Annotated in this window: 8 protein-coding genes; 2 read left to right on the top strand and 6 right to left on the bottom strand. The window is 37.5% G+C overall.

The window, feature by feature from the left end:
* The first annotated feature begins 18 nt into the window (after positions 1-18).
* Positions 19-981: a hypothetical protein gene (locus WH188_RS16075; protein WP_339424346.1), complete on the top strand. Its 963-nt coding sequence runs from the start codon at positions 19-21 to the stop codon at positions 979-981.
* A gap of 349 nt (positions 982-1,330) precedes the next feature.
* On the opposite strand, the gene WH188_RS16070 is transcribed toward WH188_RS16075, so the two are convergent.
* From WH188_RS16070 to WH188_RS16060, 3 genes are all read right to left on the bottom strand, one after another.
* The gene (locus WH188_RS16070; protein ID WP_132768642.1) at positions 1,331-1,987 is read right to left on the bottom strand and encodes a response regulator transcription factor; all 657 of its coding nucleotides are present in this window, start codon (positions 1,985-1,987) and stop codon (positions 1,331-1,333) included.
* A gap of 18 nt (positions 1,988-2,005) precedes the next feature.
* The gene (locus tag WH188_RS16065) at positions 2,006-2,782 is read right to left on the bottom strand and encodes a sensor histidine kinase (protein WP_168126743.1); all 777 of its coding nucleotides are present in this window, start codon (positions 2,780-2,782) and stop codon (positions 2,006-2,008) included.
* Between the two features lie 669 nt (positions 2,783-3,451).
* Positions 3,452-4,027, bottom strand: a complete 576-nt coding sequence (locus tag WH188_RS16060) for a hypothetical protein (protein ID WP_168126742.1) — start codon at positions 4,025-4,027, stop codon at positions 3,452-3,454.
* 243 nt (positions 4,028-4,270) lie between these two features.
* Between WH188_RS16060 and WH188_RS16055 the strand changes: the two genes are divergently transcribed.
* The gene (locus WH188_RS16055) at positions 4,271-4,951 is read left to right on the top strand and encodes a hypothetical protein (protein ID WP_339424345.1); all 681 of its coding nucleotides are present in this window, start codon (positions 4,271-4,273) and stop codon (positions 4,949-4,951) included.
* An 81-nt stretch (positions 4,952-5,032) separates the two neighbouring features.
* On the opposite strand, the gene WH188_RS16050 is transcribed toward WH188_RS16055, so the two are convergent.
* The 3 genes from WH188_RS16050 to WH188_RS16040 are packed head-to-tail and all read right to left on the bottom strand — an operon-like array spanning position 5,033 to position 13,557.
* Positions 5,033-12,649 carry a LysM peptidoglycan-binding domain-containing protein gene (locus WH188_RS16050; RefSeq protein ID WP_339424344.1) on the bottom strand — a complete coding sequence of 2,539 codons (7,617 nt, stop codon included), beginning with the start codon at positions 12,647-12,649 and terminating at the stop codon, positions 5,033-5,035.
* A 24-nt stretch (positions 12,650-12,673) separates the two neighbouring features.
* Positions 12,674-13,090: a hypothetical protein gene (locus WH188_RS16045; RefSeq protein WP_132768633.1), complete on the bottom strand. Its 417-nt coding sequence runs from the start codon at positions 13,088-13,090 to the stop codon at positions 12,674-12,676.
* 2 nt (positions 13,091-13,092) lie between these two features.
* Positions 13,093-13,557, bottom strand: a complete 465-nt coding sequence (locus tag WH188_RS16040) for a hypothetical protein (RefSeq protein ID WP_132768631.1) — start codon at positions 13,555-13,557, stop codon at positions 13,093-13,095.
* Between the last annotated feature and the right edge of the window lie 16 nt (positions 13,558-13,573).

Raw genomic sequence — 13,573 nt, 5'->3', positions numbered from 1 at the left:
TTTTAGTTAGGATAAGTTATGGCAGAAAAATGGATTCATTCCATGAACGGAGTTCCTTGGACAAACGTTAAAATGAATGATGCAATTCAAATATTGCGACCTAATGCTTCTGTAACATTTGCTTTTGGAGCGGAAGAATTATCAGTATTAAAAGATCTAAATGACATCGTTTTTAAGGTAAGACCAGATTTAATTCTTCATGTTTGGAGTGTTGCTGATAATCGCATCATAACAAATGAAGAATTGTCATTATTGACAAAAATGGGTAATGTCAAAAAGCTTTATTTCAATGGTTTTAATAATACTTCTTTACAAGAAGTTGCAGAAATGAAGCAACTGACAAGTTTACGACTTGAACCTAAAAAAAAGCTTGATCTTTCCTTTATTGAAAAATTAAGTCACCTGACCAATATTAGTTTGACAGGACAATTTATGGATTTAGAACCTTTGTCAAGTTGTAGTAAATTGACTAATCTGCATTTATCTACTACAATTAATTCGTTTAGTTTTTTCAAAACTTTGAATAATATTATGCATTTGAGTATTGATAATTGTATAACGTCAAGTGATTTTAACCAAATTAATAAGGAGACCCTGATCAACCTGAGCATTACTTCGATAAAAATGTTAGAAAATGTTGATTTTTTGGCAGACTTTCACAACTTACAGTCTTTAAGACTTGGTGCTACAAGAGTAGAGACCTTACCAAGCTTAGCTAAACTCACAAAGTTGAAAAAATTGGAATTTGATTGTATGAAAGTTTGGGAGAATCCCGAAATTCTGCAAACCTTGCCCATGTTAGAAGAGTTATTACTGAAAGAAATTAACACGAAACTAAAAGCAGAGCAATTTTACTTTTTAACAGCAATGGATACTTTGACATCACTTGACTATAGGTTTATGGACTTCAATAAAAGTAGAATTGAAAAGCTAAATAATTGGTTTAAAGAAAAAGGTAAGGACTACATCCTAAAAAATTAATAATAAGTAATAAGTTAGTTATCAGTGGTTATAATTTGACTTTCTGAACGCATTGATCGGGTCGTCGCTTATTTTTCTAATGCAGTACTTAGCCCTTGAATTTGAGATCCTTGTCAGATGCATTGAAGCTTTTTAATTGCAGCAAGCTCACCAGAGAATGCTCATCTTAATACGCTCTTAAAACAGATTATTGATAAATCGAATACGATCAGTAATTGGTAATGTATATTTTTGTCTGTTTTTAATAGACTACTTAAGATCTTTCTAATTTCCCTATTAACAGATGGGAATAAAAATTTAATAAGCCATCTTGATTATGAGATGGCTTATTTTTTATCGGATTACAGTTTTATAAAACAAACAACTCGTTTTTTAAAGCAAACAGCACCAGTCCGGTTCTTGATTTTATTTCAAATTTTTGAAACAGATTTTGTCTGTAATTATCAATCGTATGTGGGCTTAAATTCATTTGATCAGCTATTTCTTTATAGGTATCTTCTGAACAGCAAAGCTGTAAAAATTTAATTTCATTCGCACTCAAATCCGCTAAAATATTTTGACCGGATTTGTTGTCCTGAATATTTCTTAATAATCTCCCAGAAACAAGATCGTTAAGGAAATAACCATGGTCGTTAATTGTTTTTATCGCCGCTACAACCTCACTTGTTTTAGATTCTTTAAGCAAATATCCTCCTGCGCCGTTTTTAAGCATTTTGATAATTGATTTATCTTCATCAAACATGCTTAAAGCGAGCACTTTGATTTGAGGATAGTTTGCCTTCAGCCAGCTGGTTGATTCGTAACCATCCATGACAGGCATGTTGATATCCATCAAAATAACTTCTGGAATTGGATTGCATACAATTTTATCTTTCATCTCTTTACCGTTGGAGGCATTAAAAACAATCTGGATCTCTTTAAATTCAGAAAGCAGGCTGATCATGCCCTGACGGAAGAGGGTATGGTCGTCAATAATTGCGATTGATATGATTTTATCGGCAGTCATAATAAAATAGATAAGATATTAATAAGGTATAGTAATAACGATTTTGGTACCTGATCCAGGTTTAGAACTAAATAGGGCATTCCCGTTAATCATTGCTGCTCTTTTCTGGATGTTCTGCAAACCCATGCCTTCATATTGTTGATTTACTTCAAAGCCAATACCATTGTCTTCTAGGGATAATGTTAAAACGTTGTTCGATAATTCTAAACTAATGGTAATTTGTGTGGCTTGGGCGTGCTTGAGGATATTATTTAGAATTTCCTGAAAAAGCCGGAAGATAATGGTTTCCTTTTCTGGTTGCGCTTTTAGGTCTTTTGCGTCGTTTAGATAGGTAATTGTAAAAAGGTCTGATTTTTCCAGCCATTCTAACTCAAATGCAATAGCCCCGGTTAATCCGCGGCTTAACAATTCTTCACCATGTAATAATCGCGAAATTGACCTAATGGCTTTTATGGATCTTTTCGTTAATTCCTCGGCAGTACTGATCTTCTCTGCAGCCTTTTCTCTATTTTCTAGATCAATGGAGCTTAACGTAATGACAGTTAAGCCCAAAATTTGACCAATATTGTCGTGTAAATCGTAAGCTATGGTTTTTAAAGTTTGTTCCTGAACTTCTATTTGAGATTTTAGAAGTTCGTTTTCGAACGCGCTTTTCAAGTTTCTTTTTTCTTCCGCATGTTTATTCTTCCGCTCGTTGTAAAGCCTGATATAAGCAATCAGAAATAACGGGATCGTTAAGAAAATAACCGTTATTATACTGATTAAGACGAGGATTTCCTTTGATGATATCTGCATATAAAAGCGTATGACCAGCAACAGTATAAAGTTATATTAAGTACGTTGAAAATAATATACCGAATAGAGTGCTGAAATTGTGATAATTGATCCCTGATCAGGTAGTCAAAGAAGATATTAAGTGCCGTGCTGCCAAAATAGAAAATAAGCGTTCCGTTTACCCACCAAAAAGGTGCATAGGAGTCTAATTTTTCATACTTTTCATCCCGTAATAATAGATAGTAATAGTATAAACTTGCCAGTACAAATACAAAGGAAATAGCAGCTGCAGTTTTAAAAGCAAAATTAGAAAATTGATTGCTGAAGAGTTCTGCGCTGTAAAGGATGATGAAAAGAGATAACCAGGTCATAAGCCATTTACTTCTGTCCGTATATTTTTTAAATAAGTTGTAAAAGAAGACACTAATGCTGAAACACTCTATTATTAGAAAAATGTTGTAGAGGGGTAGATTGGACATTTCCCATACTTTGCGCATATGGATTGCGAAAATCTCGGTAAGACATATGAGTACTAAATACAAAATAAAGAACCTCCATATTGGTTCTTTGTCGTTATACAGACAAAAACAACCAATAAGGAGGCAAATGAGTTCCGCGATTGTATTTACTGTCAAATAAATGCTCATCGGTTATTTTTAATCATTTTTTTGGGGAGTTGGTTATGGCTTATTAATGTATTAGTAATGCTCCAACATCCTTGCAATTTGCTGGAGGTGGGCACATCTCTCCACGGTTTTCAGGCACAGTGCCAATGATAAAACCGTTTATACCGTTATTTGCGCCAACTTTTCTATCATTGTAATAATCCCGATGGTATCTTTTCAAACTGTCTTTGGTCGAAACCATAATTAACGTATTGTGGTTCCAGTAAGGTCGAGGTGGTTGATGTTCCTTGCTTTTAGCATTGTAAGTACTGTCATAAGTTGCAAAGTAAAAACGAATTCCATCACCGCCTTCGGCTTCTATTTTTTCAACTAAAGCTTTTAATCTCGCAACACTAAACCATACGGCGCGGGTATCCGGTAGTTTCTTGATTTTAGAAATACCTTCTTCAGTAAAGACTGAGTCAACCGTACCAGCACGTTTAGCGTAGTTTCGGACATAATTTTCAGCGACCTGTAAGCTAAGGGTGTCCAAATTATCTTTAAAGTCGTTATCATTTGAAACGTTAACGGTTTTGTTCTGGCATGCAGCTAGACAGAGAGCTGCTAGGGCCAAAGTAATAGATTTAGTTCTGAGGTTCATAAAAGGTTTTTTATGTAAGTAAATATCAAAATAAATTTTTAGTTAATCAAATTATAATTATTTAATTTTATTGTTGAAAATAATTAATTAAAAGGCTTTTTTTAAAATTTAAAAGTTTTTACGGGTGATTTAAACACTGTTTATAGCTTTTTAAAAACAGTGAAAACCCACAAGTGGCTTTGACTACAGGTAAGTAAATTTGATTTCATTAAATTTTTATAAACCATTTTACTTATTCAAACTATGAAATTAATCGTACAAGGCACCTATGCAAAGGCGCTATTTAACAACAATGTCGTTAATCCTGGTGAGGCAGGAACAGATAAGCAGGTAACTAGGGCTGTTTTTGAAACAGTAAATGAACTCGTTGATGCGGCGACGAATAAACCAACTGGCGCCGACCTTCCTGCTACAGTGACAGACAACCCAGCCCGGACGACTCCGGCAAAAGTACAAAGTCTTTTTGCGGCTCAACAGGCTACATCAACATCAATTGTTTTACTTGGCGAATCGCACGTTGATGAACCGGATCGGCAAAGGGCAGAAAACTACCTGGCTACGATGAATGCAACGCCGCCAACGTTAAGTCCAACTCTTGTCGTTTTTGAAAGGGGCTTAAGATACAACGCGCCTGATGATATTCCGCTAGTACGTGAATCAAATCTAACAACGGTGAATTCAAACGGTAATATGATTGATTTTGGTATGCAATTGTCAAAAGCCCAAAGAAGTATGGTTGTGGCTGGCTACTTAGCTGTATGCGTAGGTTCTGGAAATCAACAAGATATTAACCGTGTTGTTTTATTTTATGGTGCCAATCACAATGATATTTATAAATATTTTGATTATTTCGCCAGACATACCTCGGTTGATTATGTATTAAAGGAAACGCGTAACTTTTTCAACATACGCTCTAACGTGTAAAAAGATACTGTAAAAACAGAAAAGCCCTTTCTTCAAGTTATAAACTTTGAGAAAGGGCTTTTTATTAACTTACCTTGCTTATTATTGCTTGATATCGGAAATGTTATTGACATCAATTTCCAGATTATTTAAAACCAGCAAAGGTAAACTGTTTGTTGTTCCTGTGAGGTTGGAGTAGAAGAATGCTGAAAAGGTAATGACGCCACAGTTCAGTAAAGGTTTTGTGTCTGCGAACCACTTCAATATGGTTTCATTTAATGCCTGTACAGCTTCGCCATTACCATCAACATCTGCTTTGGTAAATAATGTCGGTGGTACCAAAAGAACTGGTAAATTGATATAAGGCATTTCACCAAGCAGCCCGCTTGTTGTAAATTTATATTGTACGAGTATTTTTAAACTGGCTGCTGCGCTGCTTTGGTCCGGAGCAAGCAGTAACTTCCTTAACAGATGGCAGAGATAGTGCTTTAACTGTTTTTGATCAGGAGCAGGTGGCTGCAGTTTAAAGGTATTGTTCAGATTCAACGATGGCATAATTGGATTGTTAAACCTGTTTAACGGTGTAGCGTAAATAAACTCGGGCGCAGTAGGGTATTGGCCTAGTGTTGCGTTTCTTTCAATCCATAAGCCGGCCCATGCATTTTGAATCAACAATACACTTAGATCTTTAAAGGTGATGCTTCGTGACCTTATCGTAACACCTTCTGTAAAGCTTAAGTACACCTTTTTACCTTTATTAATTTTGTAATATCTCAAAATAACCAGTTCGTACTGAGCGGGATCTTGACCCTGTGGTATAGGTAAAGGATCATTGCCATTGAGTTGAGTGCTGTAATACCATTCTGCTGTCCACTCAGGCAGGCTAACTTCAGGAAAATAGACATATGAAATTGCTTTATCAGCCGATACGACAGACCAATTGCTTATAGCAACCTGGAAAAGACCTGTAGTCGGATCACTATCTGAAGATGATTCTGTAACCTGAAATACGGCTTTGATAACCTCCAAGATGGCTGCATAATTGGCTTTCAAATCTTTTGTGTACAGGTTGAGCCAAGCATCTCCGACATCGTTAACTAAATCGCTGTAGGAGCTGAGCATCTGGGTCAATGTTTTTAGTTCATCGCTGCTCGTATCTTTATTTACATTGGGCAGATTTGTTTTAAAATAATCTGTAAAATCATTTGAAACGGTTTCGAACTGGGCCAATTGAGCGAACAACGCTTTTTGTTTGGCACTTAGGTTTTTAGAATCTTGTAAATTTGCTATTTTTTCAGGATCAGCATTAAAGTAAACTTCAAAGTTATAACAGTCTTGTGCAATAAATTGATCTAATGTATAGTCGAATGAGAAATTGCTGAATTTGGCATCTTCTATCGTAATTTTATCTTGGTCAGTGTCTGCTATTTTAGGATTAATAATCTGGCTTCCAAAAACTGGTAATGCGGGGTATTGCCTCAGTGGAACAGGAATGTCAGTATTAGCCATGGTGCTGAAAGCAGCATCGAAAGGAATGATGAAATTTAACCATTCCGATAATTCGTAGTTTTCTAAATCGTCAGGTAAATTGGTTGCTCCTTCTTTTAATTTTTGAATATTAAATTCTGCATGCGTGATGTTGTACTGAACAGGAACCGAAATATGCGATGATAGCGAAGGAGTTTTAGCTTCAAAAGTGTAGGTCAGGTAAGACGCTGAAGATTCTTGAGCTGCCGCAAAGTTTTTAAGTGGAATTTTTGCTGTAGAGAATGAATAGTTTTTTGCATCGTCTGCCACCTGGTTATTAACAAATGGTTTACCATAATAATTTGGCGCTATTTGTTGTGCCTGATTTGGGTATGGTGTATCCATATCTACTCGATACTGCACCACGGTATTGATCATATACCCATTGTACAGGTTGATGAGCAGTTGCTGTTTTATTTTTTCAGATGCCAATGCTAAGCCACTTTCTTGCTGATCTGGATTCAAAAGGATCGGGATAGTCTGCAGGCCAATAGCATCAGCAACAATCTTTTTAGCATTTAATATTTTTGCTAAAATACCTTGGTCGTCAGAACTTCCGTTTAAATGGTCTATCATCGTAATCGGTAAACTCAGATCGGAGCCTAATATGGTTTCGATGCTCTGTAAAAAGTTTTGTGCCCACACTTCCGAATCGATCCCACTAAAATTGCGATTGCTGCTTCCGGTCTGACTTCCGGTATAGAAATCAAAATCATGTATTTCTATATCCTGTAAGCTGAAAAGGAAATTTGCCAGTGGTTGCGGTGCATAATAGTTTGCTTCATGGTAATTAACCGAACAAGCGATACCAGTTGTTTTATCGTTGGTATTTTTTATTCTAACCACCCACAATTCTTCGTTATGTGTATTGGTTAACGTGTTGTTTTTCTCTCCGACATAGGTTGCTGCCAGTTTAAACTGCTGGTTGCTGAAGGCCTGTTCAAAGTTTAAGGCAAAATCTCGAAGTGCTAACGATTTGTCATCCGTATTCGTCCCTTTAGGTGAAAGGAAATCAGATGCTTTAGGTTTAACGGCATTGATCACCTGTTGTACGCCTGGCGCATACACTTCTGTGCCGTTGTTATCGTAAATAAATTGAGGGTCGATTAAATCCGTTGATCTTGAAATGAGCAGATTGACGGCTAGTGCAAATATGTCCTGCTGGTTTACAGGATTGATGTAGCTGCTAAATACATAATCATAATTGTAAATCTTTGGGTTATGATTTCCAGATGCCTGATATTGGTTATACAGATCTGGGTCGGCAATAAACGTTTGGATCCAGTCGGTCGTGGTATTGATAAAGGTAATCACGCCGTCCTTTAACGCTTGCTGCACTGGAGCGAGCGGATATAGCTCATCTGGATTTGTCGATATTTTAAGATGAATGCTCACATCGTTCTGCATAACCTGGTCGAGGATGCCTGCATAAATTTTTAAACTTTCTTTTGCCTGCGCGACTACGGCTGCCTTAAGATTTTGAACGTCAGGATCTGTTGGATTAAAGCTATACTTAGCGCCAGGTGTAAAATGGAATGTTAATTTAAAATTGGCATCAGAATCTTTGGCTACGGCTTTAAAGAAATAATAATCAGTGGTTAATGATGGCCATGTTGAAAATGGTATTAACTGATCGAAGTATAAAATTTTATAACTTACCTGGTTCAATGGTGTACTAAAGATGTTTCCATAATTATCGTGCCAATTAAAATCTATCGTTACCGATTCACCCAGTCCGGTGTAGGCCGATGCAGCTTTTCCGTTGTAAAATTTACGGACAGGCATTGCTTTGCTATAATGCCAATCGTTATTGCTTGTATTGGGGTCTTTAGTCGGACTAACTGGTGTGACAGATTGTAAGCTGTTAAAGTGTTTACCATCACCATTAATGGCGTAATTTAATAAGTTATATTGGATCTGCAGGTCGTACGCATAGTTATCTGAATTGACTTTTTCAGCATGAAATAAATCATCTGGATTTTCTCTGTCCAGTTCAAAACCCACATTTCCAGGTTTAATGACAGCGTTTCTGATAATCTGATTTCTGATAAGCATCTGATTTAACTCTGCTGGTGTTGCAGTTTTTAGATCAGCTTGCCACTCACCAAAAAGAAGCGATTGCGAAGTGTCAATAGTTTGATAGAGCCCTGCCATATTCATATAAGCAGTAACTTGATTTTTTGGTAAGTTTTTATACTGAATCAAAAGATAAATTTCCCCATTTCCGTTCTTATCAAAGAGTGATTCTGGCAATGTATCCCCATCTAAATCATAATACAGATAGTATCCGCCAGTACGTACCAAAGAGGATTTCCATAAGCGGGATATTAAATCCATTGCTGTCGTATTACTTATTTTATTGTTTTCTGACCTTGCCGCAAATCTTAAGGTATCGGGATTGGTTTCGGTAGAAAGATTCGTGTTGATGAGCAACAATAAGAGTTTGCTAAAATCATCAGAACGTAGTGCTCGTGCTTCGTCATTATCAGGGTTAGAGGCATATAAAATGCTTACAGAATCCAGTAGGGTATCGATATGATCAGCTCTGAGTAACGTTGTTAAGGTTTCAATACCACTAGCATCTGTTCCAAATACTTCGAAAGTGCGTTCGTTTATTTTTTCTTTAGCCTGTTGGCTTACCTTTTTTATGGTTATGGGAACCATTGTACCATAGAAATAGCTGTTTTGTGGTAAGGCATTAACTTCACGTGCAGCATCTGGTCTAGTTTGCATCGCGAGTTTTAAGTCAACAATAGGATCACTGCTTCCAATTCCGGCTAGGGATGATGGAAAATTCCAAATTGATGGGATCGGAGTGCGGCCAAAGGAACTCCAGGCAATCGGGTTAGAGAATGCAAATACGCGACTTTGATCTTGATACAATTGTATCGGGGATGGTCCCTTCGTAATTATTGGGGTTATGCCAATTGTTTGGAAAGCATATATTCTATCTATTTCTTCCTGCATTAAAGCATATTCAATGTTGTTTACATCGGTGCTTTGTCCGTTGAAAATTAACCAGTTGAGGGCTATTTGCGGATCTGTGGGTTTACTAAGTGTAAGGCTATAGTTAAATTGAGTAGGATCGTCGATCACGGGCATCGTGAATTGTTGTCCAGTCAGCTCATATAATCCATGTAATGCGGAACCGGGATTGCCATCAATGACTTCTGGCAACCGGAGGCCATGTAATGCAAATCTGCTTGCGCTTCCACCTGCTTTTGAGAATCCATTGCTTTGATAAACAGTATTTAGAATAGTTTGAAGGCTTAAGGACTGTACATTGGTAATAAAGAAGCTTACACCATTTTGCAAAATATTTGCTTTAAGATTTGCTTCTGCAATTACATCCAGCTCCAAGCTGTAAGTTGTTGCAAATGACAAGAATGTACTGTCTTTGTCGATTGTAACGGTGAAGTGTGGCAGCGTTACAAGGCTAAAGGTCTCCAGTATGAGCTTTGTTTTATTATTTTCCATTACATCGGCCAGCTCACTTATTGTTAATTTATGGCTTTTTTTAATGGAATCGAACGTGTCGTTCGGTAGAATAATGTAGTCATGTCCATTGATCTCCATACCAGCGCCTGTCTGAAACATCATGGTTTTCAGGTTGTTGGTAATGAATTCCGTATTCCAGTCTGTACCTGTGTGGGTATATGGATATAACTTCTGTAAGCTAGCAAAGGTTTCTGCTGCGGCTAATGTATATGCAATACCAGGGATTAGGATGTTTTTACCAGGTATTAAAATTCCCGGTATTGCTTTATTGGCTAAAACAATAGCCAAGGCACTCACGTTAAATTCATTGGCAATGGCGTAAAGTGTGTTTTCTGCATCGCTCGGCAAGATGTAGTTGTAAACTTCTAAGTTTTCCTGTGCCGATTGAAGAAGTGATTTGATCAATAGCTGGAAATAATCTGTAAACATGAGCGTAGCCATAGATTCGATCTGTTCGCTTTGAACAGCTATCCTGTTTTCAGGGTCGCTATCGGTAAATTGCGATACCAATTTTAACACTTCATTCAGGTACAGCTCATTGACCGTATTGAAGGTGTTAAAATTGACGACATCATTATGTGCTGAATCTGTCATCAACAATTCTGGAATCATTGGAAAAACCGTTAACGGAAGCGTTTGCTCCTGATCTGCCTGTGCTTTAATTAGATTAAGCACGTACAGTTCTTTTATAAAATTAATAAGCTGTTTATAGTTGAATGAATTAGCATTTCCGGATTCTGGTATTGGTTGATTTAGGTTGTTAATGATCTGATCGATTTGCAGGGCAGAAATTTTATCGCTCAATAAATCAGAAAAAGAGGTGTCATGTTGTTGCGCTGATGCTACATGGAGAGCCCATGACAAGAGGCCGATGCACAGTTTGTCAAATGGTTTTAATGTACTGTCGGCATGAAGCGAATTTTCATCAATGACATAATTTGTTATTGGTGTATGATTATCATTCTCTGCAAAAAGAGATGCAATACCAACTGTTGTTTGTACCTGTTCTGGTTTGGAAGCACTAAAGAAAGGAATGAAGTATAGATCCAGTTGCTGTGGAGTATCTATCGTCACCAAACTGTTCCAGTTCAAAGGAACAGTAGTTGTTTCATGATGGTTTAAGCGGTATAAAGAACCTTGGGCTGAGATTGGCTTCCATTGCGCTGGACCAGATGAACCAATGGTAAATTGCTCTCTGATAGTGGCACTAAAGGATAAGTGTATCTTGATGGAGAAAAAGCCTAGGTTTATTTTTACGGTTAGCTGAATGGAGACTCCAGCCTCAAAAGCAAGTAAAATAGGTTCTGCAGCTTCTATGGTCACGGTGGCTTGCGCATATACAATAATATCAAGTGTCGCTGATATAATAGCAAAGTTTACGGAACCAAATATATGGCCCACAATACCAAATGTCCCTTTCAGTTTATAGTACAGATCGGTATCTGAGGAACGGACAGTGTCGGGAGAATAAGGTTTGAACCAACCGAGTGTACCTTCTACAATACCATAAAAAACAAGGGTTAAGCCTGCGGAAAGAATACCTTTGTTGAAGGTTTTACCCAAACCCAGATTTAAACCGATACCAAATTCAAGGACAGGATTAAAAGTACCCAAATCTGTTTTAGGTACCGTTAATGAGGTTGATCCGTTTAATACGGCAAAATAAAAGCCGCCAGCTCCTGTGAATGGAAATGCTTGAACGGTGAACGAACGGGAAAAATCATTATTATAAGGGAAACCCAGATCAATTTTGAAGTTCCCGTTGGTATATATCCATATACCAATGACAGGAAGTGTGATGGATACGGCTCCAAATTCTAAATTTCGGATACTATCGGGTAGTTTCAATTCTATTTGAAAGACCCCGATATCGTCCGTTATTTTCTTGTATAAAATTTCAAATTCAAGTCCGGCAAATACTTTTGCTTTTTCGCCCGAAAGACTGAGGTAAAGTCCATAGAGTACGGGGTCATTAAATACAATTTTAAAGGCAACCGTATTCATAATAACAGCGTCAATAGCAAATAACCATTGACTGTTGTTGTTGAAATGTAGAGCCTGCGTAAAAGGTGGTACAACGGTTCCTGGAGGTGGTTCCTTCATTAATTCTTGCAGACGGTCGACAACCTCATTGACGTGGTTGTACTTAGCTGCATCTGCAAGTTCTAAGTGCTGACCGGCACCTAAAAAGTTGAGTTTAAAGACACTTGGTTTAGGAGCTGGCTGCGGCATGCCCTGTGGATCCAGTAAATTAACACCATCCTGACCAAATAATTCATCAAGTTTATATTTTATCCCTAAAAAATCCAAACTACCTGTCATGTTAAAATTTACATCACGAATAGAGCGGGCCATGATGCTGAGTGAGGTGATCTCAAATCCTGGTATTTTTATAGCTGTATCGTATTGTATTCCAAATTCAATTGGTTTGCCAGATGATTTAGAAGGGACTTTTAGCTTTAGTTTAAAGTTTTTAATTTCGGCATTCAATATATAACTCCATGGCGCATCAAAATTTAAGGTATAGCTGGGCTTTACCATATGGATAATACCATTGATAAGTTCGCCTAGTGTAAATGTTGGCATGTCCACTTCGAAATTTGTTTCATTATCAGAAAGTGTTCCGGTAAGGACAAGTGGCTTGCCTGCAAATGTTAGATAAATGCTGGCGCCATATGCAGTTTGATACGACATAAGTTTTATTGTATGGCCATGGTATTAGCCTGTTCTGGTGACTTTAATTTGAAATCCAACCCCATCAATAGTTATGTTTCCTAAAAGTGATGCCCCTTTATTTATTTTCACTGCAATTAGGAAAGAAATTTGGTCGATAGGGTGGATCTCGATAATCTGCATAAAGGCAATCTGGTTAGATGCCTTTAGCACCTTGAGCGCAGGAATGATCTCTTCAATTGTTTTGGTAATACTGTTTAACGATTCCTGCGCATTAATAAATGTTCCTGCTTCACCTAACTGTTCGGCAACGCTGGTAATGGCCTTGTCCGCCGCCGAAAAAATAACAGGATCGGCAGAGAGTGACGGCACGGTATAATAGCAAATCAGTTTTTCGGCTGTTTTAGCTACTAGCGGAATGACGCGTCCCTCTAACGTTATGGTGGTGCAGATTTCAGACATGTTTAAGCGGTTTGAGTTAATGCAATATTGAAGGAAACCCCATCGAGTGTGATGGGCCCAAGTGTATTGCCCTCGGTCAATTTTAAACCCATACCAAAACTGTATCGACCGTCTTTTGCCGTATCGGATGATGGTGGCTGGATCACAAACTCTGTAATCACCAGTTCTGACTTTAAGATTTGTTTTAATACAGGTAAATTACTTAAGCTGTCAATCTGCGTAGTAACTGTGTCGACTGAAATGCCTGTTTCGTCACTAAATTTATTTAAGATCTGGATCAGCGCATCTTTGATCTGCCCTAAGCTAACAGCCGTATAAAAAGATTCGGAGACATAGGAAAATCTAGGTATTTTAAGATTTGCTGCTGTCAGCATAATCTGCGAATCGCCAAAGGTTAAATAGACTGCACCTCCATACGTGGTTGCGTAAGTTGATGTCCCGGTTGTGGTTAAATTTTTAGAAGCCATTTTTTTTAGTTTTAAA

Origin of the sequence: Sphingobacterium sp. MYb388, from assembly GCF_037479535.1 — a bacterium.
GTDB classification, from domain to species: Bacteria; Bacteroidota; Bacteroidia; order Sphingobacteriales; family Sphingobacteriaceae; genus Sphingobacterium; species Sphingobacterium anhuiense.
The sequence above is the reverse complement of the archived record's forward strand: the minus strand, read 5'-3'. Positions and strand labels throughout refer to the sequence as shown.